The sequence below is a fragment of the Rossellomorea sp. ABR4_004 genome, from assembly GCF_056159585.1.
In genome coordinates this window covers 716,610-742,770 of the sequence record NZ_JBSWVM010000002.1, presented here as the reverse complement: position 1 = coordinate 742,770, position 26,161 = coordinate 716,610, and the positions used below count along the sequence as shown (strand labels likewise).

The following is a 26,161-nucleotide window of genomic DNA, read 5'->3' as shown; positions in this document are numbered from 1 at the left end:
GTCTGATTCAAAGTGAGAAGTGTTCAATCGACGGATTTTTATGGAAAATGTATCAAGTAGAAGGCTTCTTATAGAATAAGAGTAAGTCGAGGGGGAATAACATGAATGAAACAGATTTCGAATATGTCTTCTTAGATGAAGGGACGGCTCGTCGGAACCTGTCCATTGATTCTGTTTCCATGATAAAATATGTTGATAAATGACTGACGGTTAGGGTGTATGTATATGAAAGTGTTGTTGGTAGAAGATGATCGGACGATTGCGGCCGGGTTGGAGTATTCGCTGCGTCAGGAGGAATATGAGACGATTCTTTGTTATGATGCGGAGTCTGCCAAAGCGATCATTCATGGTCGGTTAGAAGAAATCGATTTATGTTTGTTTGATTTGTCTCTTCCTGATGGGAGCGGCTATGATTTGTGTGAGATGGTGAAGAAGCGGGACGATAAGCCGGTGATCTTTTTGACAGCGCTGGATGACGAAGTGAACGTCGTGATGGGGCTGGATATGGGTGCAGATGACTATATTACGAAGCCGTTCCGGGTCCGTGAGCTGCTATCGCGTATCCGGTCGGTGCTCCGTCGGTATCATAAGCAACCGGCACAGGCAAATGTGTGGATGGATATTGAGGATATCCGGATTAACACGTTAGAGGGCAAAGTGTATAAAAATGGTGACGAGGTAGTATTGACCGCTTTGGAATACCGGCTCCTACTTATCTTTGCCAATCACGTCGGACAAGTTCTGACGAGGGCCCAGCTCCTCGATCGGATATGGGACGTGGCCGGTGATTTTGTCAACGATAACACGCTGACTGTTTATATCAAGAGGCTGCGCGAGAAGTTAGAGGACCATCCGCAGCGGCCAACGATCATCAAGACCGTTCGCGGTATGGGATATAAGGCGGGGGATTGATATGTGGCGGAATCGGGAAGTTCAATGGTTTTTCATCAGCTTTTGGGCTATCAGTCTTGTGGCATTTATATTGGCAGGTTTTCTGTTTTCGATTCGGGTTGCGTTGTTTGTGCTGGTCACATCCGGCTTGCTCGCAGGATGCAGCTTTTTCTTTACAAGGTGGCGATACCGGGAAATTGAAAAGCTCTCGGGTTATTTGAGGAAAATCAGCAGCGGGGATGACAGCCTCGATGTCCGGGATAACCAAGAAGGGGAGCTCAGCATATTAAAGAATGACATCTATAAGGTAACCTTGATGCTGTCTGAGCATCGCTCATTTTTAGAGAAGGACAAACTCACCTTGACCAATGCCCTTTCTGACATCTCGCATCAGTTGAAGACACCTTTGACTTCGATGATGGTGATGGCCGATCTCTTAAGTGATAGCACATTGGAGGAATCCAAGCGTGCCGAATTCACTCAACATATCCGGGTGCAGTTGGAGAGGATCGAATGGCTTGTCTCTTCTCTTTTGACATTATCCAAGATCGATGCAGGGACCATCGCCTTTAAGAAAGACACGGTGGCCGTCCGGGACCTGATTCAGAGGGCGGTGCAGCCTGTCTTGATCCCAATGGAAATTAAAGAGCAGACATTGAAAGTGAGCGGGGTCGAATCGGTCACGTTCATCGGTGATCTTCGCTGGACGGCCGAGGCCCTCATCAATATCCTGAAAAATGCTGTGGAGCACACGGGAGAAGGAGGGATCATCTCCATTTCGTTTTTGGAGAATCCGCTCTACACTGAAATCACCATTGCCGATAATGGAGACGGGATTCCAAAAGAAGATCTTCCATACATATTCAGGCGTTTTTACAAAGGCAAGAATGCAAGCGACGAAAGTGTTGGAATCGGTCTGGCGATGGCTTACAGCATCATCACCAGTCAGCAGGGGGATCTTGAGGTCCGAAGTGAAAAAGGAAATGGGACCGTGTTTTCGATAAAATTTTATAAATAGGAGGGTGATTATGCTTGCTCCTCTTACCCACTAAAGTGAATAAATTGTCACTTTCATAGTCACTTTAAAGTCATATTGGACAGATATACTGGGGTCTACATCAACATTATGGAGGTACCAAATGAACATTTTACAAATTGAAAATCTGTCTAAGATATATGGCAAAGGGGAGACGGCGGTCAAGGCACTGGATGATGTCTCATTCTCTGTGAAAAAAGGGGAATTCGTTGCAATCATCGGTCCTTCTGGATCGGGGAAATCCACCTTGCTTCACCTGCTTGGAGGCGTCGATCGTCCGACAAGTGGGAAAGTGCTGATCGATCAAACCGATATTTATCAATTGGATGAAACACAGCTGGCTGTTTTCAGAAGAAGGCAGATCGGGTTGATCTATCAGTTCTATAATTTGATCCCGATTTTGACGGTGGAAGAGAACATCACCCTTCCCATGTTATTGGATCAGCATAAAGTGGATCAAAAGCAGTTGACGGATCTAGTATCGACATTGGGCCTTCATGAAAGGCTGAACCATCTGCCGAATCAATTATCCGGTGGACAACAGCAACGTGTATCCATCGGGAGAGCGCTGATCAGTAATCCGGCCATCATTCTCGCGGATGAGCCGACAGGGAATCTCGACAGCAAGAACTCTACGGAAATCATTGAACTGTTAAAGATGTTCAACAAAACCTATAACCAGACATTGATCATCATCACCCACGATGAACGGATTGCGCTGCAGGCCGATCGTGTGATCGAAATCGCAGATGGAAAGGTCGCAAAGGATGAGGTGATCCGTCCATGAATATCATCAACAAACTGACATTACGGCATCTGAAAGAAAACAAAAGAAGGACTCTTGTGACCATCACCGGGGTCATCATCTCGGTGTCGATGATCATGGCCGTTGCGACACTCGGCGTCTCATTCCTGGACATTATGAAAAGACAATCGATAGCCGACAATGGCGAGTGGCATGTTAAATATCAAAACGTCAGCCCCGAGCAAATCGAAGCAATAGCGAATGACGAGGATACGGGAAATTTGCTCCTATCCAATGAGTTGGGGTATGCAAAGCTCGATGGGGCCAAAATGGAAGATAAGCCCTACTTATTTATAAAAGAATATAATGAAGAAGGCTTGAAGCAGTTTCCGATCGAGTTGAGTAAAGGCCGCCTGCCTTCCGATGAACAGGAAGTGGTCATCTCCGAGGAAATCGCGAATGATGCCGGGGTTCAGTACAAGATCGGGGACCAGATCAAACTGGCTATCGGGAGCCGGATGATGGAGGGGCAAAGCGAGCCATTGGGACAGAATGACCCGCTCCAAAGGGATGGAGAAGGCATGAAGGAAAAGCTCGAAGTGAACTCCATGGAGACCTTCACGGTTACGGGCATCATCGAAAGCCCATCATGGGAACCGGCATGGTCTCCGGGCTATACGGTGCTCGGCTATATCGATAAGAGTTCCTTGAATAAGTCAGATATGGTGGATGCGGTTGTGGTGTTGGACAAAGTGAAGTCCTCCGTATTTGAGCATGCCGAGAAACTGGCAAAAGAGAATGGAATCGAGAAAGTAGCTTTCAATGATGAATTACTGCGCTACTACGGTGTGACAGACAATGACAATCTCCGCTTCACTTTGTTCTCCTTACTTGCGATTATCATGGCCGTCATCATCATCGGCTCGGTATCCCTTATTTATAATGCATTTGCCATCAGCGTATCTGAACGATCCAGACACTTAGGGATGCTTTCGAGTGTAGGTGCGACGAAGAAACAGAAGAGAAATTCCGTCTTTTTCGAAGGGATGGTCATCGGAGTCATCAGCATCCCCCTTGGTTTATTGGCAGGTGCCTTGGGGATCGGAGCTACCTTTTGGTTTATCAATACCTACATTGACGGGGCTTTGGGCATTTCCGAGAGACTTCAGGTTGTCGTCACGCCGTCAACGGTCCTGGTTTCCTGTCTGATTTCAAGCGCGACAATTTTTATTTCCACGTATCTGCCTGCACGAAAAGCATCGAAGATTTCAGCGATCGATGCGATCAGGCAGACGCAGGATATCAAATTGACCGGTAAGGCGGTCAAAACGTCCAAGCTCGTCCGGAAGCTGTTCGGGCTGGAAGCGGAAATCGGATTAAAGAATCTGAAACGGAATAAACGACGTTACCATGCGACGATCTTTTCCCTGGTAATCAGTATCGTTCTCTTCTTATCGGTGTCATTCTTTACAGATAACCTGAAGAAATCGGCAGTCATGTCCCAGGAGGGCACGAATTTCGATATTTCCGTATCGGCCAATACGGGGGATACAAAGCCATTGGAAGACTTGGTTCAACTGGAGGGTATCACAACATACAGCGTCCAAAAAAGTCTGAGCCCGACTGTCCTTATTGAGAAAGACAAGTTTCCTCAGGAATTGAAAGACATGATCGAACGGGATAATATTCCCCTTGATGATGGACGTTATCAATACTATGTGAACTTACATGGATTGGATGAACAGAGCTTTAGAGACTATGCCAAAAAAGCAGGCGCAGAACCCGGGATGTTCGACGATCCCAAGAAGCCAGCAGCCATCGTCATTGATCAGATTTCCTATCATGATCCGACGACGAACAAGTTCATTGAGGCCAAATCGATCGTAGCCGAACCGGGAGACGTCCTCGATTTGATCTTCACGAACTATGATACAGAGAAATCGAACCCTTTGGGATCGTTTACGATCGGCGCCATGACAGACCAAGTGCCGATGGGGGTTCGTACCGCAATGATGGGCGGATTGGATGTCATCGTACCGATGGAAACGATGGATGCCTTGATGGAAGACGAGATGAAAAAGCAAGTCCGCAGCCAGTTATATATGAACAGTACCGACCCGATGGAAACCCAGAAAGCCCTTGAAGAAGTGGTGCCATCGAATCTGTATATATACAATGTCTATCAAGACAGGCAGCAAGAAGAGCAGCTCATCCTGTTCCTGTCAGTCTTCACATATGGGTTCATCGCACTGATTTCAATGATATCCATCGCGAACATCTTCAATACGATTTCAACGAGCATTTCCTTGAGAAAACGGGAATTCGCCATGCTGAAATCCGTTGGGATGACGCCAAAAGGATTTAATAAAATGATCAACTATGAAAGCATCTTTTACGGCGTCAAGGCCTTGCTGTACGGGCTGCCGATCAGTATCGTAGTCATGTATCTGATCCACAGATCTGTCGGTGAGACCTTCGATTACGGGTTCGTGATGCCGTGGATCGATATCCTATCTGTCATCGCTGCGATTTTCATCATCGTCAGCTCGGCCATGCTTTATTCAATTGGAAAGGTGAAGAAGCAGAATATCATTGAAGGTTTGAAGCAAGAGAATATATAAAAAGAGAGAAGAGATGGGCTAATGGAGGCTCATCTCTTTTTTGCTTAAGGATAGTTACTTGTTTTCGTTTCTCTTCTTTATTAACACGTAGGCAGTTTCAACCAAAAAAATCGAAAGAAGAAAAAAGAGGACAAATATTTCTGTTAATTCCATTACCCGAAAAGGACGTACGGCATTGTACAATGCTTCTGAAACATCAAACCCTTGGAGAATATCAAGACTTAGAGAAAAAGCCATTAAACATCCCATCATTAAAAGGGCAATGCCCATGATTTTCATGCCGATCACACTCCTCCTACTAGGTTCTTCTCTTTGGACTTGTATCATTCAGTCAAACCTTTGTTAATAATTACATAAAAACCCCTCATTTGGTTAAAGTAATAAAAAATAAGAGGAGGGTGCCTGAATCTATGCCTTCGTTCTTTAAAGGTCGAAAACCAAAAAAGAACCACCAGTCGAATGCTGAAAGTCAAGCTGCTGAACACTCGGGGGAACATATACAAGATTCGTTGTCAGTCAACCTTGACATCATCAGACAGAAAACAGGAAACAGTTCAGACCTCGTCGTTCGTCATCTGAAAATGGGGAGAGATTCCGATATTAAAACGGCCATTGTCTATATCGAAGGAATAGTAGACAATCGGACGATTCAAGAGTTCTTATTGCAGACCATGATGAAAGATGATGATAAAGAACAATTGAATGAGCATGATGCGTTTGAACGGGTTTCTGAGGACATGATGACGGTTGGGAACGTGTTATCTCTCCATACCTGGGAAGACCTGTTTTCATCTTTAATGGCAGGTGACACCCTGATCCTGATAGATGGCATTTCAAAGGGTTTGAGTGCATGTACGAAAGGTGGAGAGAAACGCTCCATTTCGGAGACGAACACTCAAATGGTGGTCCGTGGTCCAAAAGGGGCGTTTACAGAGTCGATTGATACCAATACAGCCATGGTAAGGCGCATCATTAAGACCCCTGATTTATGGATGGAGTCCTTGAAGGTTGGCCGTGTAACCAAAACCGATGTGACGCTTATGTACATACATGGCATTGCCAATGAAAAGGTGATTGAAGAAGTTCGTCAGCGAATAAACAAGATCGACATTGATAGTATTTTAGAATCAGGCTATATCGAGCAACTAATTGAAGATCAAACACTGTCTCCTTTTCCCACTATTTTCAATACTGAGAGACCTGATGTAGTGGCGGGGAATCTGATTGAAGGACGTATTGCCATTTTTGTCGATGGAACCCCTTTTGTACTGATTGCACCCGCCGTGTTTATACAATTTTTCCAGTCGGCTGAGGATTATTACGCCCGTTTCGATATTGCGACATCGATTCGGCTTTTACGCATTTTGATGTTTATGATTTCGCTGATTGCACCAGCATCCTTTGTCGCTGTCACAACTTTCCACCAGGAAATGGTTCCGACAACGCTCATTGTGGCCATTGCAGCACAGAGGGAAGCCGTTCCTTTCCCTGCATTCGTGGAAGCTCTTCTGATGGAGATAACATTTGAAATCTTACGGGAAGCAGGAATTCGACTGCCGAAAGCGATTGGTTCGGCTGTATCCATTGTCGGTGCACTTGTTATCGGACAAGCAGCCGTTCAGGCGAGTATTGTGTCACCGGCCATGGTCATCATTGTATCGATCACAGCGATTGCCAGTTTTGCGACACCTTCTTTTGATATGGCCATTTCAGCCCGTTTACTCCGGTTTTTGTTTATGGTTGGTGCGGCAACATTTGGCTTCTATGGAATTATTTTGATCCTCTTGATGATGGTCGTGCATCTATGCAGTTTACGATCGTTCGGTGTGCCCTATATGGCCCCATTTGCCCCCTTTATACCTGTGGATAATGGAGATACATTTGTAAGATTGCCATGGTGGTCACTAAGACAAAGACCTCGCTTAATCAGTGCCAATACAGGACGGCAAGAAAAGAATCTACGTCCCGAGCCGCCTTCATCACGCGCGATGGTCAATCGGGATTTTAAAGAGGGTGACAACGATGAAGCATAAGTTGGTCTTCCTTTTATTATGGGTGTCAATGACCGTCTTGCTTTCGGGATGTTGGAGCAAAAAAGAGCTGACCGATCTTGCTATCGTGGCAGCCATGGGAGTAGATAAGACGGAAGATGGAAAATATGCCATCACCCTTCAAATCATTAATCCCGGGAACGTGGCTGGAGGCATGCGTGGGGGAGGTGGAGGGACTCAAAGCCCACCTGTTACCATCTATTCGGCTACTGGAAATAATTTAGTAGAAGCAAGCAGGCGTGCTTCAAGCAAAATTTCCAGAAGATTATATTATGCTCATACCAACCTGGTGGTGGTTGGGGAGAACCTTTCAAGAGAAGAAGGTGTAGCTACATTAATCGATGCAGTCGATCGAGATCATGAATTTAGGATCACTACAACCATGGTGATTGCCAATCAATCATCTGCAGAAGACCTCGTGAAAACATTAACACCCGTTGATAAAATTCCAGCGAATAAGGTGCTGAAAACGTTGGAATTCTCCCAAAGGGTATGGGGAGAGACGATCAAAACGTCGATTCAAGACGTGATGAAAGGACTTCAGTCCCCTGATGAAGCAACCGTGGTTTCAGGGTTTCGTCTTGTAGGAAACCCCAAGCATGCGAGCCAGTTAGAGAACATTCAAGAGAGTGCGCCGGAATCTACCCTTGAAGCCAGTGGGATCGGCATCATAAAAGAAGGGAAGTTAGTCGATTGGTACTATGGAAAAGCGGCAAGAGGAACCGTATGGATCAGAGATGACATTCAAGGAACAGACATCAACATTGATTGGGAAGGAAAAAAGGAAGCCATCGCCTATCAAACAGTCCGTCAAAAAACAACCGTATCTGCGAAAGTGAAGAATGGAAAGCCCCATGTCTCTATTCATACACGTGCGGAAGGAAGTATCGGGGAGATGAATGTACCTGTCGATATCACAGATGTAAAGGTTATTTCAAAGATGGAAGAAGAGTTGGAGAAAGAGGTTAAAACAGAAATTAAAAAAGCGATTGAACAGGCTCAAGCAAATAAAGCGGATATCTTTGAATTTGGCAAAGCCATTCGACGTTCCAGTCCGGGTGAGTGGAAGAAGCTTAAACCGATGTGGAACGATGTGTACTTTCCGGAATTAAAGGTGGATGTTACAGTGGAAGCCTATATCCGTCGTGCGGGATTACGAAACAAATCGTTTCTTTCAAGTTTAGATGAAGATCAATAGTGAGGGAAAGGGGGTACCGGTAGAGTGGAAAAAGCAAAAATTAGTGCCAGTCAGCTCTTTGTCTTAATGGTTCTATTTGAACTGGGGAGTGCTTTGCTCGTCCCACTTGCCATAGACGCAAAACAGGACGCCTGGTTGGCCATTCTGCTTGGAATGATCGTCAGTTTCGTTCTTTTATTAGTCTATCATAAACTCTATTGGTATTATCCCGATCTTTTGCCTACCGAGTATATGCAAAAGATTCTCGGTAAAGTATTGGGAACCGTGCTTGCCTTCCTTTATCTTTTTTTCTATATGTATGATGCTTCGAGGATTCTTCGTGACTTTGGGGAAATGCTGTTAACCTTTGCCTATCCGGATACCCCTTTATTCATCGCCAATGCACTGTTAATGCTTGTTATTATTTATACGGTCCATAAAGGAATAGAGGTCATCGCCCGATCTGGAGAACTGCTTTTTATGCTTATGTTTATTCTTTCGGTCGTTGGATTTATATTGATCGTGAGTTCCGGCCTAATCGACTTAACCAACTTACAACCAGTACTTGAAGAAGGGATTACACCTGTCCTAAAAGTGGTTTTTACTCAAACCTTGTATTTCCCGTTTACAGAAGCGATTGTATTTACGATGATACTGCCTTACATGAATAATCCCAAGAAGGTAAAGCTTACGATGATCTGTGCAACGGGGCTAAGTGGAATCAACCTCATACTTACGATGCTCATTAATATTAGTGTGCTTGGAGTGGGTCTGACTGCACGGTCACAATTTCCGCTTCTTAGTACGGTTCAGACCATCCAAGTAGCCGATTTTTTAGAACGGCTGGATGTGTTTTTTATGCTTGCCTTAGTGATCGGGATTTTCTTTAAGATAAGCGTGTTGTTTTATGCAGCGGTCATAGGCTCAGCCAGCTTATTTAAGATTAAATCTCCTTCACGACTGTCCTATCCATTGGGCCTGGTCGTTTTATTTATGTCGATGACGATTGCGAGCAATTTTCAAGAACATATCCAAGAAGGACTAAAGGTAGCCATGTTTATCTTACATATGCCACTCTTTGTGATGATTCCCATCCTCCTTCTTCTTATTGCGTTTCTGAAAAATAGAAAAAAGAATAAAGGGTAACAAGGGTGTTTGCATCATTCTTTCGGGGGTGAAGGGAGTTAAAGCAGCCAAGACTTATATAACCTTAATGATTAAAAGAAGGAAATGAGACAAAGGTGTCAAATCTATACAATAGCATGATAGAACTTAGGAGGTCATTCCATTTGAGCATCCCATTCGAAGTAAAAAGAAACTTACAGGTATCAAAAGAAGTAGCCTATAGAAGTTTAGTAGATCTTGACTCTGCCAATCACTGGATGCAAGGATTGGTGGGAATCGAGCGGATGGATGAAGGGCCGCTCCGGGAAGGCAGTCAGTGGAAGGAAACGAGAAAGATGTTCGGCAAAGAGGCTTCAGAGCATTTTGAAGTAGTGGAACTTAAAGAGCCAGATAAGATTGTGTTCCGCTGCGACGGCACGAAGGGAACAACGGGTAAAGGGGAATTTATATTTACCTATTTGCTTGCTTCGTCAGGTGATCAAACAGAAGTGACGTTACTTGGTGAAATCAGAGGACTGACCGGCCTGTCGAAACTATTCGGTAAACTGATGGCAGGCGTCTTTAAGAAGGCTTGCGCAAAGGATTTGGATTCCTTGCGAGATTATTTGGAAAAAAATAAAGTGGTGAACTCCTGACAGTGGCAATCGGAAATGGTATAATCTTTTAGTAGGAAAGTTAGCGTTAATAGCAGTTAGTTTTGATCTCTTACATTTTATTATAATGATAAAACCTTTTCAGGAAGTGGATTTTTATAGAGGCAGCTCTATTTTCGCCACACAATGTCAATTGACAATTGTGTGGTTTTTTTATGTGTAAAAAAGGGGGAGAAAAAAATGAAAACGTGGCAATATGCATTGATTGTTTTTTTAGGTGGATGCTGTTATGGGATCTTATCTACATTTGTCAAACTTGCTTATTCAGCAGGTTTTTCAGTAACAGAAGTAACAGGTGGCCAATATTTATTTGGCGCTTTGCTTACCTGGGTGCTGGTTCTGTTTACAAAGAAGAAAAGAATACCTTTCAAACAAGCTTTCAACCTATTAGTATCTGGAATTCCATTTGGACTGACAGGTGTGTTCTATTATCAGGCGCTGCAGACACTGAATGCTTCGCTTGCCATCATTTTTCTATTTCAGTTTGTTTGGATCGGCACGTTATTCGAGTGGATCTTATATAAAGAAAAGCCAACGAAAGGTAAAGTCATCTCGATTGGCATACTAATCATCGGCTCCATTCTAGCTGCTGGTGCAGTTGCAAAGAGTGAAGTTGTTCTAACCTTGCAAGGAACTGTCTGGGGATTACTTTCGGCTTTGACGTTTACCACGTTTATCACACTGAGCAGTTCTGTCGGAAAAGATTCTCCACCCGTCTTGAAAAGTGCTTTCCTTTCCACAGGTGGATTAATTGTCGTATTTTTCATTTTTCCACCCACGTTTTTAGTTGATTTACCTACCTTGACGGGGGTCGCAAAATATGGTTTATTGCTCGGCTTCTTTGGCGTTGCTTTACCACCTCTTTTATTTTCAATCGGCATGCCCCATGTTGGACCAGGACTTGGCACCATCTTAACGGCTTCTGAACTTCCAGTGGCTGTAACCATGTCCGCTCTACTATTAGCTGAAGTCGTCAGTTTATCCCAATGGATAGGAGTCGCGATCATACTATGTGGAATTGTGCTCGGTAATATAAAACTGAAAGGTAGAATGAAATCCATGACGTAATGTTACGCACATGTTTTTAACAAAATTTTCATGAAGTAATGAGAAGACGTAGGGTTTATTAAATAATCGTTTTGCTCCCAAAAAACGATTGCGCCAGCATGGGTCCTCTGCTATGATTATCTTACTTATAAAAGAAATGGAGGTTTTCCTGTTGACAGCATCAATCAGATTGCGTTTCCCGCTTTTCACTCGTTAATTGAATACGTTTGAAGGCTCTGCCTATGTTCAGAGCAATGGGATTGATCTGTCTATTTTTAAGAAAACCTGTATTTGTCGGTATTTTTAAAGAGGGGAGGAGTCTCCTCTCTTTTTTGTGTCTTAAAAATAACAAGTAGGCAAGGCTTATTTTTATATTAAATATAATAGAAATGAGTTGGTGGGAAATGAATGAAGTAAATCAACATCAGAAGGAAAATTGGTTAAGGAATATCATTCTCTTTCTAAGCAGTCAGACGATCTCGTTATTCGGGTCGTCCCTGGTACAATACGCGATCATGTGGCATATCACGTTAGAGACGGAGTCCGGGTTGATGATGACGTTGTTCATCATTTGCGGATTTATTCCGACCTTCCTCCTGTCCCCGGTTGCGGGTGTCTGGGCGGATCGCTATAACCGGAAGCTGCTGATTGTGTTATCGGATGGACTGATCGCGACTTCAACGCTGATTCTCGCGATTCTCTTCTTAATGGGATACGATTCGATCTGGCTGCTGTTTATCATGGCAGCGGTCCGGGCCCTTGGAACCGGGATTCAGACACCGGCTGTCGGCGCGATTTTGCCGCAGATTGTCCCAAAGGAGAAACTGACGAAGGTGAACGGGGCAAATGGAAGCATTCAAGCTGTCATTATGTTCGTGTCCCCCATGGTCAGTGCGGCATTACTCGGGATGGCATCGATTGAAATCATTTTCTTCATCGATGTCATTACAGCAGCCATTGCAATCATCACACTGCTTGCCTTTTTAAACATCTCGGTGCATGAGAAGGCAGCGGTCAAACAAACAACAAGCTACTTCAGTGACTTCAAGCAAGGCTTACAATATGTCAACAGCCATGGATTCCTGAAGAAGTTCTTCCTGTTCTTCTCCATTTTCTTTGTTCTGATGGCACCTGCGGCCTTTCTGACTCCGCTGCAGGTCGCCAGAAGTTTCGGGGACGATATTTGGAGACTGACAGCCATCGAAATTGCCTTTTCGATCGGGATGATGGCAGGTGGAGCCATCATTGCTTCCTGGGGAGGGTTTAAAAATAAGATTGCCACGATGACTTTCTCAAGTCTGATTATGGGATTCTGCACCTTTGCTCTAGGTATTGTTCCGGTCTTTTGGTTCTATCTCGTCTTCATGGCATTATTCGGAGTGGCCATGCCGATTTTCAATACACCGACAATGGTGCTGCTGCAGGAGAAAATCGAAGAGAATTATTTGGGAAGAGTCTTTGGGGTCATGGGGATGATCTCCACCTCGATGATGCCGATTGGCATGCTGATATTCGGACCCTTGGCCGATATCATCGCCATTGAATGGCTCCTCATCGGAACCGGGGTAATGACCATTCTCCTTTCCGTCATGCTGGGCCGCGACCAAGTGTTGATCGAAGCAGGGAAGCCTGCTCCTGCGCCCTGAGTGAATGTAGTCTTAAAAAGAGCTGTCCTTGTGGCAGCTCTTTTTTCTGTCATGAAATAAAGGAACAGCACTATTTAGGGAGAATACTTATACTAAACAGGAGCATTCTATTTAGTTGTATTGGATGCAAGACAGGTGAAAAGAGAGGGGGACAGGGACATGACCACTAACTCAACACCAGAAAGCGAATTGCCTAAGATGAGTAAGCCTGCGAACCGTGAGCTTCATAACGCCGGATTTTATCGCCTTGAGCAGTTTACCAAGGTGTCGGAATCCGATATTCTGAAGATTCATGGGGTAGGACCGAAAGCAGTGCGCATTCTGAATGAGGCTTTGAAAGAAAAAGGGCTGTCTTTTGCAAAAAAATCATAAACCGATTTGACTAAAGTGTGGCCGTGATAAGATGGCCAATTAATAAAATAAAGGAAGTGGATAGAATGGATTCACATACGGTCATGCAAGAGCTGGAAGCACTCGGCAAGGAACGATCGAAGAAAATGTACATATCCAATGGTGCTCATGAGCCGGTCTTTGGCGTCGCGACGGGTGCGATGAAGCCGATCGCCAGGAAAATCAAGAAGGATCAGGCGTTGGCTGAGGAGTTATATGCAACGGGGAATTACGATGCCATGTATTTTGCCGGTGTCATTGCCGATCCGAAAGCCATGACAGAGGCAGACTTTGACCGCTGGATCGACGGGGCATATTTTTATATGCTGTCCGATTACGTGGTGGCGGTCACTTTGGCTGAAGCCGATATCGCACAAGACGTGGCCGATAAATGGATTGCAAGCGGGGAAGAGCTGAAAATGTCCGCGGGATGGAGCTGCTACTGCTGGCTGCTCGGGAATCGCAAGGACGAAGAGTTTTCGGAAACGAAGCTCGCGGGAATGCTGGAACAAGTGAAAGAAACCATCCACCATGCACCTGAACGAACGAAATCGGCGATGAGTAATTTTGTCTCGACAGTCGGAGTCTCTTTCGTACCTCTTCATGAACTGGCTCTTCAGAGGGCAAATGAGATCGGACCGGTTGAAATGGTACGGGAAGGGAAAAAGAACAGCACGTTGAAGGCTGCCGATGATATTCTGAAGCAAGTGGAGAAAGGGAAGATTGGGTTTAAGCGGAAGTATGTGAGGTGTTAGGTAAATAGGAATAATAGAGACGATTCTGCTGCTTTGGTAGCGTGAGAAACGTCTCTTTTTTGTGTACTAAGCTGAAAGTATGAAGGAATACATCCTGATTTTCAGGAAAAAGAACTGAGAAAATGACTAAGATTATTGAATGATCAGTTTGGACTCGGTTTTCAATGGGACGGGTTATGCACCTGTCATTTTTTACTGGATTATTTAAAGAGCAACATACTTTTACGTACTTCGTCCATACCTCTCTAACTATACTAAATAGAATGATATAGTGGTGAATCCTAGGAAAAAATGATGATTGTGTCTGCCGCGAAATAATAGACTTTGTCAGATTTTTTGTAACTTTTTACCATCAAGTACGTATTACATATTATAAAAGTGTCGTAAGGGGAGAGATGAAATGAAGAATGTTGTAGACGCCAATCTAGAAGATATAATAGCAAAATACCAACAAACTGATTTTTTTTATCGCTATATACCAGAAAAGATTATGAAGCATATTAATGAAAAATTTGATTTGCCTTCTGATGAACGTGTAATGGCATTCTTAAGTTGTTTTCTTAAAAAGAATGGAGTGTGTTTCACGGAGAAGGGGATATATTGGAGGCTAATTGGTCAGGGAAAAGGTTGTTTCTCATGGGAGCAATTAAAAAACACGAAATCAATGAAGTTGAAAGATGGAGTACTTTATCTCGATGATAAAAAAACATTTGATATAACGGGTACTTCTTATCCACATGAACTCCTAATAGAAATGCTAGAAGAAATAAAGGCATTGCCGATTGAAAAAGATGGAAACGACATAAAAGCAAGTAGTGGTTGTGCTGTAAATATTGATAAGATAAAAACCGTTTGTAAGGCATTTAGTAATTATGAGGATTGTTCACTTTGTAAAACAATGAGCTTTAGTATAATGCTAGAGGAGCATATTCCAGAAATGCTAAAAATCTCATTAATGAAAAAAAATAAAATAGATAAACATGATACGTTATTGGCGTATTTAAATACTTATTTAGGTGTAGGAACGGATGGAATCGTCATAAGTGCAAATGGGGTTTTTTTCTCTGAAAGCTTTTTATCGCTATTTTATCCTTGGCACGTTTTCAAAAGATTACCCGTTGATTATAATAAAGAATCTCAAGAATTATCGATTGGTAAAGGTAATATTTTTCATTTGAATTGCTCAATAACAAAAAGTGAAGAAGTATTATGGTTTCTTAACCAATTACAAAGACAATAAAATTAAAAGTTCCACCCAAGGGGACAGGTACCTTGGCCCCTTGTACCAGGTAACCTGTACCTATGGCTCTTTAGGAGGTAGGAAAAACCATGCAAATAACCATTCAACCGCCTGTCAGTCTTGAAAAGCTCTCCCTGTTTATTGAAAAGAAGAACAATCAATCACAGCATCATATTGGATACTGCGGAGTGAAGGCAAGTGAAATACTTGACTCATTACAGACCGATTTTTCCGATTTGGATGTATCGAATTCCTTCCTGGTTGCCTATAGAGGTGAGCATATTATTGGCGCTCTAGGGTTTGATATCGACTTGGAGGACCAAACTGCAGAGGCTTGGGGACCTTTTGTAGACGAGGAGGAAGATTGGGGATATGTAGCCAATGAACTTTTGAGAAGGCTGCTTTCTTCTCTGGAAAACCCTTTAGAGAGAATCTATTTCTTTATTAATGTAAGAAATGAACAATCCAAGGAGTTCCTATCTGATATAAAAGCCGTAGAGAAGGGTGACCATCTCATTCTTAAAGTAAAGCGGGATCATTTTAATTTGGTAGATTCTTGTGAAGTTGAACCCTTTTCCCCTCATTTCAAGGAGGCATTCTCTGACCTTCATCATTCCGCCTTTCCGGGCGCGTATTACAGTGCTGATGACATTCTAGGTTTGCTTTCCGATCAACACAATCAACTCCTCATAATTAAGGATGAATGTCAGCAAATAAAAGGCTATTCCTATTTCGAGGCTAATCCTGAGCACGCAGAAGGAGATATTGAGTTTATTGCGGTCTCCCCTTTGGTTCGAAAACAGGGGATTGGGACCGAACTAGTCAAAACTTCTATCCAACAACTTTTTCATTACGATGAGCTTTCTGAGATCACCCTTTGTGTCAGCAAGCAGAATCACCAGGCGATAAACCTATATAGAGCTGCCGGGTTCGAAGTGGTTCATGGGGTGGTCAGCTATGAGTGGATGGCGAGAAGTTAGAGAAGAGAGGTGAGTCATGAATGAGTGACTCACCTCTCTTTTTCATTTATTAAGCATTGCTATGTCCATTCATCTTTTCCTTTCTCCAGATAAATCCCCCTTGTCAACTGAAAAACCAGTTATTAACAATTTCGCCACAATTAAATGTCCAATTAGCAAATAAAGTAAAACATCCTATACATAATGCAATGGATTCTTTACATTTAAGGTAATAAATCCATAAAAGGAGAAAAATGGTAGATGTTGAATAATTCTGTTCGAGAATTGCGCGCCAGGTTCCGGTTTACCCAGCAGGATCTGGCTGATCGTATCGGCGTTACCAGACAGACGATTGGATTGATCGAAAAAGGGGATTATGCACCGTCCATCACGCTGGCTCTGAAGATCGCACACGCATTTGATGTGCCGGTGGAAGAGATATTTCGCTTGGAAGAGGAGAGAGGTTCATGTTAAAGAAGATATTTCAGTCACCACTGTTCAATGCCGTTCTCATCATTGGCCTTGGGATCATTATGTTAGGAGATCATTATGCAGCCTACATCCCGGATTGGCTCGTGGTGGATTCGATGGTGCTTGGGATTCCGATCCTTATCATGATGGCGATCATTCCTGTTTATAACAGGCGGCATCCGGAAAATCGGATCAAGCCGAGCGTAATCCCGATGGAACTGCGGGAAGAAGATGAGGGGATGCAGTGGCTGACGTTCAAGGCGACGAGGAAGGTGTATATCTTCTTTGCCTTTGCGATTCCGGTGGGCATTGCCCTTACGGCTTATTTACATCACATTCCCTACATTCCTATCATTCTGTTAATCGGTATGGGCGTCGTTCAATACCTCATTTATTGGTTCCAGATGAAACGATTCAGTTAAAGGGGGAAACAGATGGATACTCAGTTGATCATTTCACTCATCATACTCGTTACCCTGGCGGAAGTCGGTGCCGTCATCCTGTTTGTGAAATACAGACGGGGGGATATGGACAGCAACCCGTTCATGACCATCCTGAAAAAAGAGTGGGTCATTCTTTTCTATGCCTTTTTTAGATGGAAGAGGAAGAAAGGCAGTGACAAAGGAGTCCAGAGCTATTTTTACCACAAAGGATCGAATTACTTCTGGCTGTTCATTGCGCTCCTTCATGAACAAGTGATAGAAGGGATTGTCTTTCACATTTACTTAAAGGAAATCGATCCCCTCAGGGCAAATATCCTGGTGGTGCTTCATGTCTACAGCATCCTCTACATGCTGGGAGATTACAATTTAGTCAGGAACTCGCCGATCATCCTGAAAGGGAACAAAGTCGTCATGAATATTGGAGCAAGAAGGTCATTGACCTTTCACATCAGGGATGTCGCCGTCATCCAACCGGCAAGGACGCAGTATAACAAGAGCGGGGGCATCATTCACGAGAAAGATGCCTATCATGTCAGCATGCTTCCAAGAGTGTTCACCCGTGTGTTTGGCATGATGGATGAACTGAAATATGAAATCATCTTCAAGGAGCCGATTTATGCAAGAGGCTATTTTGGCCAGAAGAAAGTAGTAAAGAAAGCATTGCTATCGATGGAAAACCCGGAACCGTTCATCATGGATCTTCAGGAAAAAGTGGAGAGTTATGTTGAAAGAGAAGATAGGGAAGATGATCGATTGGTCGCTGCCACTTATGAGGGGAAGAGACCAAGTATCATCAACTGGAAAGTCTATTTTATGCTACTTGTTCTAAACATCATGGGAGCTTTGGCTATTGCCCTCTATGCCATATCACGTGAGAATCTTCATGAAGTCATGGGACTGAGCGAGCTGTCCTTCACCCTGTTCTACGTCATTCAGGTTCTGTTGGAAGCGGGAATCCTGCTGTTCATCGCCTTATGGCTCGCTAAGAAGGTAAAGCTCAAGACTCCGATCATCGAAGCTTTTTTCAATAAAGACCAACCGCTTCATTCTTTTAGAAAACCCGTCATGAAATCCGCTCTCTATGGGGTGCTGGCAGGTGTGGCCATCAGCGTCTTCAGCCTGATCGTATCGGAGCCACTCGGAGTGGACAATTCTTCACACAAAGAACCAGCATGGTGGCTCGGGATATTGGGATCATTCGGAGCGGCCGTGAATGAAGAATCGATTTTCCGCTTGTTCCTGGTCACCATGCTCATTTGGCTGCAGGTGAAAATGTTGAAAGGAACGGCGACAAAAGCGAAGAAATGGACGGCCATCATCGTTGCTAGCTTCATCTTCGGCATCATGCATTATGGAGTGGCAGCGTCCAATTTTGATATGACTCTCGGAATCTTCATCAGTATGCTTGTCATCAATGGAATAGGTGGGCTCGTATTCGGGGCACTCTTTGTCTTCATGGGACTTGAATTCGCCATGATCGCTCATTTCACAGCGGATATTGTGATGCATGTGGTGGGTCCGCGGGTGGTGGAGTGAGGTGGGAGTCCATGGGGACAGGTCCCTTGGCCCATTTTGATGCCAGTCCCGTTGCGTTATTGGATGAACGCAACGGGACTGGCATTTTTTTATGAATTGAAGTGTTACATAAAACAGTTAGTGGTAATAGTACAACAACCGTGATGGGAATCAGATCCCCTTTTTGATGCAAGATGCAATGTTTCTGCATAAATAGTGGGTAACAATGAACTAAGCAGATATCGAGTACAGAAAAGGAGATGGTCATTTGTTTGAATTGATTGGCGAATCGGCGAAGACCTCACTGGGGTATTTCTGGAAATCCGGTTGGGCATTCGTACTTGGGTACTTAATCAGTTCCATGATTCAGGCCTTTGTACAGAAGGATAAAATGGTGAAGTGTATGGGGAATCCAAGCTTGAAGTCTGTTGGGTTATCCACACTGTTCGGGGCGATCAGTTCCTCCTGCTCCTTTGCAGCCCTGGCAGCAGGGCGGAACCTCTTCAAAAAAGGGGCCCATTTTATTCCGACCCTTGCCTTTCTTTTTGCTTCTACCAACCTGGTGATTGAATTGGGCATCCTTATTTATATCTTTCTAGGATGGCAGTTTGTGGCTGCAGAGATGATCGGGGGCATCGTTCTGATCTTTATTACCTGGATTCTTGTAAAAATCACTTATCCTAAGAAGCTGGTGGAGGAAGCAAAGGATCATGTGGAGGACGAAAAGGAAGGCGAAGAAGGATTCAACTGGAAAGAGAAAATCAAGTCCAAAGAGGGCTGGTATCAGGTCGGACATGAGTTTGTGATGAATTGGCAAATGGTGTGGAAAGAGATTACGATCGGATTCACCATTGCGGGGATCATGGCCACATTCATTTCGGAAGATACGTGGAAAATGTTCTTCCTCGCCGATCAACCGGACTCATTCTTAAAGGTACTGGAAAATGCACTGATCGGTCCGATCGTTGCCATGCTCACCTTTATCGGGTCCATGGGGAACATCCCCATTGCCACCATACTCGCATCCAGTGGAGTGGCCTTTGCAGGAATCATGGCTTTCATCTATTCTGATTTGGTCGTACCACCGATTGTTGCGGTCCACAAAAAGTATTATGGTTTAAAAACGGCATTATACATTGCAGGTATCTTCTATCTATCGATCATCCTGACTGCGTTAGGGATGCACTATGCGTTTACGGCCATTGGATTAATCCCGGAAAACGCAAAACAAGTGATGAATGAATCACCCTTTCAAATCAATTATACCTTCTGGTTAAACATCGTCTTTGCCATTGTCGCGATGGTGTCCATCTATTTGAATCGACTGTTCATGAAATCCGGAGATCACCACTCTATGATGAGCATGGAAGGTGACTCGAAAGTGAAGACGATTGTAACGTATATATGTATTGGATATTTAGTGGTTGGGATGTTTGTGCATTTTGTGTGATTTTGTTCAGTGGGGTTGCCCGTGACTAGCGGGCAGCCTGTTTTTTTTGTGTGCCGGGCATGTACCGAATATAACAAGGAATTCATTCCTCCACGTCGAACTTAACTTAAGAGATCAATAGAATTTACTCCTTCTCATGGGCACCTTGAAGAAGGGGGAGGGTGAGACAGCCAGTCGTCACATTTTCACTAAAGAAATCCATTTAAGGAGGAAAGCCTATGAACTTTAACTTAAATGAAGGAATCGAGGTCTTGGAGAGAACTCCGAAGACCCTTGAATGTTTCCTTACCGGTTTGTCCAAAGGATGGTTGGAGTGTGATGAAGGGGAAGGGACCTGGAATGCCATTGGAGTTGTGGAGCATTTAATCGAAGGGGAGAAACACAATTGGATTCCGAGATTGAAGATGATCTTCCAGGAGGGGGAAAGTACGGTGTTTCCAGTCTTTGATCGTTTTTCCCATTTAGAGGAGGCCACTTCCAAAAGTCTTGAGGAGAAGATCATGGAATTCGCTTCCCTCAGAGCAACGAATGTGAAGGAGTTAAAAGAGTTAGCGGCTCAGCATTCCCTTGATGCAACGGGTATGCATCCTGCTTTCGGAAGGGTCAGTGCCCGTGAACTCATCTCTACTTGGGTGGTCCATGATTTGACCCATCTTTCTCAGATTGTAAGGGTGTTTTCCAACCGTTATCTGGACGATGTGGGGCCCTGGAAAGAATATTTAGGAGTATTGAACACGTAAACATGAGTGAGTCTTCGGATTCGTCAAAACAAATGGAGGGAACAACATGAACAAAAACATTTCATTGATTCGATCAGCCCATTTAGCCGATGTTGATTATGCATACGCTGCAAGAGTACCTTCGGACAAGGATCTCCTGTTTTTGGCCGGAGCTTGTCCTCTTAACAAAGAGGGGGAAGTTCCCCATATCAATGATTACGAGCTTCAAGCCAAACTGTGTGTGGAGAATATGAAGGAAGTACTGAAAGAGAGTGGTGCCTCCTTGAAGGACGTCGTATATACACGGGTTCTGGTAGCGTCTCAACAGCAGGCAGATTTAGTGGCGGCTTGGAACGCGATAAGAGAAGAGTTTTGGGATCATGATGTCCCGAGTACGTTATCAGGAGTGACTGTACTGGGGTACACAGATCAATTGGTGGAAATTGAAGCGATTGCAGCAGTAGAGAAACGAACAAATGGTAAGTAGCAGGAAGTAGGGGGCAATGCTCCATCAGGGGACAAATCCAGATCACCTGACCAATGCCTAAAAACATCTTTGAAAGGAGGTTCATCATGTTTATTCCAAAAGATTTTAAGATCACGGATGAATCCGTGGCTTACGAAATCATGAAAGAACATAGTTTTGCGACTCTTTTTTCTCAACACGATGGATTGCCATGTGCCACTCATTTGCCGTTACTAGTGAACGGGAACTACTTATATGGACATTTTGCCCGTCCGAATCCTCAGTGGAAAGATATTGAAAATCAAACCGTCCTGGCTGTTTTCCATGGGCCTCATTGTTATATCTCCCCGTCCTGGTATGAGACGAATAGGGCAGTGCCGACCTGGAATTATGTGACCGTCCATGTGTATGGAGAAGTCGAGTTTCTGAGGGACGAAAAGGAGTTAATGGAATCATTCCATGATATGGTCATGAACTATGAATCTCCTGACAGTTCATACAGGTTAGAAGATGCAGGCGCAGAGTATCTTGCTGGTATGAGCAAGGGAGTTCAAGGTTTCAAAATAAAGATCAGTAAGATAGAAGGAAAAGCGAAGTTGAGCCAAAACCATTCAATGCAGCGACAAGAGCTGGTGATCCATCAACTTGAACAAATTCCACATTCAGATGAGCAACAGATTGCCGCATGGATGAAGGCTAATCTTGTGACATCATTGGATGATCCTCCGAAGTAATTCGGGGGATTTTTTTTGATTTACCTCCAATAGGACCTGGAAGCCGTTGAATACACTGATATCGTGTACCTTCGGAATAAATCCTTACTTTAAAGAGAAACTAGATGAGAGCAAGCTTATTTAGGAGGTTTGTTTAGTGGATGTTCTTCAAAAGGTCATCGGGTTCCTTCCTGATTTCAACATATACATATATGCCATCGTAACGTTGATCGTACCCATTATCATCATGAAAATAAAGACCTTCCTTACTGATGCAATGAATCAACCCGGCTCACCGAAACAGAAGGAATCAGCCCTTATGATGACAAGCGATCTATCTGAGAATCTATCGATGATCAATGAAGTGCTTGGAGAAAATAATGATATCATAACACGGGAATTTTTCATGAATGATTCAAGGGCTTCGATCATTTTCACGAGAGGGTTAGTGGATACAGCCATTATTAATAATAATATTTTGAAGCCCCTTATGTTCAACCCAATAGATGACGAGAAGATCCCTTATTCTCTTAAAGAAATGCTTCCTGTGAGTGAATGTCATGAAGAACAAGACCTAAGTGCAATCACCTCTTATATTTTAAGAGGGGAAACAGCGTTGCTTCATGAAAAATCGAATACAGCGATCATTTTAAAAACAAGTGACTCAAAAGATCGGAGTATTGAAGAACCGGTAACCGAGCAGGTGGTGAGAGGTCCGAGAACCGGTTTCAATGAAAACATTAATGATAATCAAGCGATTCTAAGAAAAGCTGGTGTAAATCAGGATCTAAGGTTCATTAGCTTCCAAGTTGGAGAACGATTCAAAAAGGAACTGGTCATCACCTACATAGAGGGCATTGCCAATGAAACCATCATACAGAACGTGAAGGAAAAGATTGAATCGATTCACATCGATAATGTACTGGAGTCTGGGTATATAGAAGAACTGATTGAAGAGAATGCTTTCTCCCTATTCCCGCAAATTCAAAGCACGGAGCGACCTGATCGAGTGATTGCTGCATTGTCAGAAGGGAGAGTCGGCATATTGCTGGACGGTACCCCATTTGTCTTGATTGCCCCAGTCACCATCAATATGTATCTGCAATCGCCAGAAGACTATTATGATCGATGGATTCCCGGCTCATTGATTCGGTTATTACGATATACGGCTGCTTTCATATCGGTCTTCACTCCCGCTTTATATATTTCCTTTGTCTCATTCCATCAGGGGCTGATTCCAACCAATCTGGCCATTTCCATTATGAGTTCTCGTGAAGGAGTCCCATTTCCTGTTCTTATTGAGGCTCTGTTAATGGAAGTTTCGATTGAAATCTTAAGGGAGGCAGGGTTACGTTTGCCAAAGCCCATCGGTCAAACCATTGGGATCGTCGGGGGTCTTGTGATTGGAGAAGCTGCGGTGCAAGCAGGTATCGTTAGTCCGGTTACCGTCATCGTTGTAGCCATTACGGCGATCTCTTCCTTTTCACTCCCACAATATACGTTAAGTATTTCATTAAGAATACTAAGATTTATCGCCATGTTTTTAGGTGCTACTCTGGGACTTTATGGTGTCATCGTCTTTTTCCTTTTTTTCTGTATTCACCTTGTCCGTTTGAAAAGCTTTGGAGTCCCTTTCCTCGGTCCTGCAGTACCGTACCAAATCAACGACTGGAAAGACTTTTTAATCAGGCTGCCCATCCAATCAATGAAAAGAAGACCCGATATTCTAAAGCCAGGCGACAAAATCAGAAAAGGGTAGTCATGGACTTCACTTAGTGAAAGGACTTGTCATGAATGAACGTGAATCAACAGGGACGAATCAGTCCCACTCAAGCGATCATCCTCATCATCAACTATATTCTTGGCGTCGGAATATTGACGCTGCCAAGGACAGCTGCTGCTGCAGTAGGGACGCCTGATATCTGGATCACCATCATTATCAGCAGTATTTTTCCCATCATAGCAGGGATGGTTATTTTAACCCTTAATAACAGATATCCTACCAAAACGTTCTTTCAGTATAGTAGAGACATTGTCGGGAGAATCATCAGTGTCCTCCTTGGATTGACGATGATTATGTACTTCATCACACTCACGAGCTTTGAAGTACGGGTGATGGCTGAAGTAACCGAAACCTATTTGCTCGAGGGCACTCCCATTCAAGTGTTAATCGTATTGTTTCTTTGGCTTGCCCTTTATCTAAATACGGACGGAATCAATTCCATTGCACGTGTGTTCCAAGTCATTTTTCCCCTTACCGTCATCATTTTCATCTTAATTGCCACCATGAGTTTAGGTTTATTTGAAATCAATAACCTGCGGCCTGTTATGGGAGATGGAATCCTCCCTGTGTTAAAGGGCGTGAAAACAACGTCTCTATCCTACATTGGGATTGAGTTAATGATTATTCTATCGGCCTATTTAACTGAACCCAAAAAAGGGAAAAAGATTGTCTTAATAGGAGTATTCCTACCGATGATTTTTTATCTGATAACCGTCATTATTGTCATAGGTGCATTATCCATAGATGGGGTGGGGAATCTTGCTTGGCCGACTATTTCTCTCATCAATTCCTTTGAATTTCCGGGCATCTTTTTTGAACGATTTGACTCGTTGTTTTTGATCGTATGGATTTTACAAATTTTCGCCACCATCTCCATCACTCTTTATATTGCTTCTCTAGGTATGTCACAGTTATTCAACAAGGATATGAAGGTGTTTCTCCTTCTCTTTCTGCCCGTCGTATTGATATCCTCCATGATCCCAGGTGATTTATACCAATTATTCGCAATGGGAGATTTACTTGGAAATGCCGCGATTCTTTTGTTTGGTGTACTGCCCATCCTTTTATTAGCCGTCTCTATCGTAAGGGGGAAATTCAATTGAAGCATGTTACCTATCTTTTCATCCTACTTACTGTACTCATGCTAACAGGGTGTTGGAGTTCTAAGGATATTGAAAAATTGGACCTTCTACTGGGGGTCGGGATAGATGAGGGGCAAAGGAATAGCGGTGAGCATTCAGAAGGGGATTTAATAAATGTGACCTACCAACTCGTGAATGTGGCAGGCAATCAATCTTCTAACATGTCTACAGGTAATAATGCAAAGCCTTTTGTTAATGTTCATGAAACAGGGGAATCCATACTTGAGACCGCACGGGACGTTTTACTGAAACGAAAAAACACTCTGAACGGTCAACATCAAAGATTGATTATATTGAGTAGTAAAGTAGCCGAAAAAAGAAACATCAGAGAATTATTGGATTTCTTCATTCGTGATCCCGAGGCAAGAATGAGCTGCTTGATCATGGTAACGAATGGACTCTCCAGGGACATTATGGATACGGAAACGACTGAAATTCCTTCGGTGCATATAAAAGAGGTATCAGATCATATTGATAAATCGAATAAGCTAATCGAACCCATGACTCTTTCAAAAATCAACGCAACGATGGAGGCAAAATCAAGTTTCTTGCTGCAGAATATTGAGAAGAGACATAATGAAGTCATCCTCACCGGTGCAGCTGTGGTGAAAGGGGACACTCTTACTCAAATCGGATTCCTAAATGAAGAAGAATTGGTCGGAATGAATTGGTTAACAGCTTTAACAGAGGGAGGAATCGTAAAGATCAAGGAAGAAGGCAGCAACAAACCGATTACATATGAGCTGGAAACCATCACTAGCAAAGTCAACCCTCTACTGGAGAATGGACGAATTTCCTTTCAAGTGGATACAAAAGTAAGCGGGCACATATCTGAACTGATTACAGAAACGGATGAACCTACAAAAAAAGAGAATATAAAGGATCTAGAAAGACAAATACAAGAAAAGATCAAAGAACAAATAAAAAATAGTTTAGAGAAAATTCAACAGGACTTGAAAGTAGACGTCTTAGCATTTCACGATTACGTTAGAATCCAACACCCGGACTATTGGAAAAGTCATAAAGAGGACTGGGACAATACTTTCAGTCAAGCAACCATCGATTATCAAGTAGATGTCGAAGTTTCTTCGTTGAATATGAATATAAGATAGAGGGGATCATC

At 43.5% G+C, this 26,161-nt stretch carries 25 protein-coding genes; 24 read left to right on the top strand and 1 reads right to left on the bottom strand.

The window, feature by feature from the left end:
- Positions 1-225: 225 nt before the first annotated feature.
- The 4 genes from ACXAF2_RS16665 (at position 226) to ACXAF2_RS16650 (ending at position 5,293) form a co-directional block, all read left to right on the top strand.
- Entirely contained in the window at positions 226-912 is a 687-nt protein-coding gene (locus ACXAF2_RS16665; protein ID WP_475140258.1) for a response regulator transcription factor, read from the top strand.
- A 1-nt stretch (position 913) separates the two neighbouring features.
- Positions 914-1,909, top strand: a complete 996-nt coding sequence (locus tag ACXAF2_RS16660; RefSeq protein WP_475140257.1) for a sensor histidine kinase — start codon at positions 914-916, stop codon at positions 1,907-1,909.
- Positions 1,910-2,030: 121 nt separating this feature from the next.
- Complete coding sequence (locus ACXAF2_RS16655) at positions 2,031-2,714, top strand: ABC transporter ATP-binding protein (protein WP_475140255.1); 684 nt, start codon at positions 2,031-2,033, stop codon at positions 2,712-2,714.
- A complete protein-coding gene (locus ACXAF2_RS16650; RefSeq protein ID WP_475140253.1) occupies positions 2,711-5,293 on the top strand; it encodes an ABC transporter permease in 2,583 nt (860 codons plus the stop codon). Before ACXAF2_RS16655 ends, ACXAF2_RS16650 begins: the two co-directional genes overlap by 4 nt.
- A 54-nt stretch (positions 5,294-5,347) precedes the next feature.
- Here ACXAF2_RS16650 and ACXAF2_RS16645 read toward each other — a convergent pair whose 3' ends face one another.
- The gene (locus tag ACXAF2_RS16645) at positions 5,348-5,572 is read right to left on the bottom strand and encodes a YczF family membrane protein (protein ID WP_475140252.1); all 225 of its coding nucleotides are present in this window, start codon (positions 5,570-5,572) and stop codon (positions 5,348-5,350) included.
- Positions 5,573-5,703: 131 nt separating this feature from the next.
- Here ACXAF2_RS16645 and ACXAF2_RS16640 point away from each other — a divergent pair, with 131 nt between their 5' ends.
- From ACXAF2_RS16640 to ACXAF2_RS16545, 20 genes are all read left to right on the top strand, one after another.
- The gene (locus ACXAF2_RS16640; RefSeq protein WP_475140251.1) at positions 5,704-7,326 is read left to right on the top strand and encodes a spore germination protein; all 1,623 of its coding nucleotides are present in this window, start codon (positions 5,704-5,706) and stop codon (positions 7,324-7,326) included.
- On the top strand, positions 7,316-8,542 hold the full coding sequence (locus ACXAF2_RS16635; RefSeq protein WP_475140249.1) for a Ger(x)C family spore germination protein: 1,227 nt from the start codon (positions 7,316-7,318) through the stop codon (positions 8,540-8,542). Before ACXAF2_RS16640 ends, ACXAF2_RS16635 begins: the two co-directional genes overlap by 11 nt.
- 24 nt (positions 8,543-8,566) lie before the next feature.
- A complete protein-coding gene (locus ACXAF2_RS16630) occupies positions 8,567-9,667 on the top strand; it encodes a GerAB/ArcD/ProY family transporter (RefSeq protein WP_475140247.1) in 1,101 nt (366 codons plus the stop codon).
- A 143-nt stretch (positions 9,668-9,810) separates the two neighbouring features.
- Positions 9,811-10,281 carry an SRPBCC family protein gene (locus ACXAF2_RS16625; protein ID WP_475140245.1) on the top strand — a complete coding sequence of 157 codons (471 nt, stop codon included), beginning with the start codon at positions 9,811-9,813 and terminating at the stop codon, positions 10,279-10,281.
- Positions 10,282-10,479: 198 nt separating this feature from the next.
- Positions 10,480-11,367 carry an EamA family transporter gene (locus tag ACXAF2_RS16620; RefSeq protein WP_475140244.1) on the top strand — a complete coding sequence of 296 codons (888 nt, stop codon included), beginning with the start codon at positions 10,480-10,482 and terminating at the stop codon, positions 11,365-11,367.
- 383 nt (positions 11,368-11,750) lie between these two features.
- Positions 11,751-12,992, top strand: coding sequence for an MFS transporter (locus ACXAF2_RS16615; protein WP_475140243.1), 1,242 nt, complete (start codon positions 11,751-11,753; stop codon positions 12,990-12,992).
- Positions 12,993-13,151: 159 nt separating this feature from the next.
- Positions 13,152-13,364, top strand: coding sequence for a helix-hairpin-helix domain-containing protein (locus ACXAF2_RS16610; RefSeq protein ID WP_475140241.1), 213 nt, complete (start codon positions 13,152-13,154; stop codon positions 13,362-13,364).
- A 65-nt stretch (positions 13,365-13,429) separates the two neighbouring features.
- Positions 13,430-14,137, top strand: coding sequence for a DNA alkylation repair protein (locus ACXAF2_RS16605; protein ID WP_475140240.1), 708 nt, complete (start codon positions 13,430-13,432; stop codon positions 14,135-14,137).
- A gap of 400 nt (positions 14,138-14,537) precedes the next feature.
- Positions 14,538-15,377, top strand: a complete 840-nt coding sequence (locus ACXAF2_RS16600; RefSeq protein WP_475140239.1) for a hypothetical protein — start codon at positions 14,538-14,540, stop codon at positions 15,375-15,377.
- 89 nt (positions 15,378-15,466) lie between these two features.
- Positions 15,467-16,357 carry a GNAT family N-acetyltransferase gene (locus tag ACXAF2_RS16595; RefSeq protein WP_475140237.1) on the top strand — a complete coding sequence of 297 codons (891 nt, stop codon included), beginning with the start codon at positions 15,467-15,469 and terminating at the stop codon, positions 16,355-16,357.
- A gap of 240 nt (positions 16,358-16,597) precedes the next feature.
- On the top strand, positions 16,598-16,810 hold the full coding sequence (locus ACXAF2_RS16590) for a helix-turn-helix transcriptional regulator (protein ID WP_430313753.1): 213 nt from the start codon (positions 16,598-16,600) through the stop codon (positions 16,808-16,810).
- On the top strand, positions 16,804-17,229 hold the full coding sequence (locus ACXAF2_RS16585; protein WP_475140236.1) for a hypothetical protein: 426 nt from the start codon (positions 16,804-16,806) through the stop codon (positions 17,227-17,229). Before ACXAF2_RS16590 ends, ACXAF2_RS16585 begins: the two co-directional genes overlap by 7 nt.
- Positions 17,230-17,241: 12 nt before the next feature.
- Entirely contained in the window at positions 17,242-18,786 is a 1,545-nt protein-coding gene (locus tag ACXAF2_RS16580) for a CPBP family intramembrane glutamic endopeptidase (RefSeq protein ID WP_475140235.1), read from the top strand.
- Between the two features lie 247 nt (positions 18,787-19,033).
- Positions 19,034-20,215, top strand: a complete 1,182-nt coding sequence (locus ACXAF2_RS16575) for a permease (RefSeq protein WP_475140233.1) — start codon at positions 19,034-19,036, stop codon at positions 20,213-20,215.
- A 218-nt stretch (positions 20,216-20,433) separates the two neighbouring features.
- On the top strand, positions 20,434-20,955 hold the full coding sequence (locus ACXAF2_RS16570; RefSeq protein WP_475140232.1) for a DinB family protein: 522 nt from the start codon (positions 20,434-20,436) through the stop codon (positions 20,953-20,955).
- Between the two features lie 46 nt (positions 20,956-21,001).
- Positions 21,002-21,421 (top strand): RidA family protein, encoded by a 420-nt coding sequence (locus tag ACXAF2_RS16565; RefSeq protein WP_475140231.1) that lies wholly within the window; start codon positions 21,002-21,004, stop codon positions 21,419-21,421.
- Between the two features lie 86 nt (positions 21,422-21,507).
- Entirely contained in the window at positions 21,508-22,134 is a 627-nt protein-coding gene (locus ACXAF2_RS16560; RefSeq protein WP_475140229.1) for an FMN-binding negative transcriptional regulator, read from the top strand.
- A 226-nt stretch (positions 22,135-22,360) separates the two neighbouring features.
- Positions 22,361-23,872: a spore germination protein gene (locus tag ACXAF2_RS16555; RefSeq protein WP_475140432.1), complete on the top strand. Its 1,512-nt coding sequence runs from the start codon at positions 22,361-22,363 to the stop codon at positions 23,870-23,872.
- A 35-nt stretch (positions 23,873-23,907) separates the two neighbouring features.
- Positions 23,908-24,999 carry a GerAB/ArcD/ProY family transporter gene (locus ACXAF2_RS16550; protein WP_475140228.1) on the top strand — a complete coding sequence of 364 codons (1,092 nt, stop codon included), beginning with the start codon at positions 23,908-23,910 and terminating at the stop codon, positions 24,997-24,999.
- Positions 24,996-26,150, top strand: coding sequence for a Ger(x)C family spore germination protein (locus ACXAF2_RS16545; RefSeq protein WP_475140227.1), 1,155 nt, complete (start codon positions 24,996-24,998; stop codon positions 26,148-26,150). Before ACXAF2_RS16550 ends, ACXAF2_RS16545 begins: the two co-directional genes overlap by 4 nt.
- The last annotated feature ends 11 nt before the right edge of the window (positions 26,151-26,161 follow it).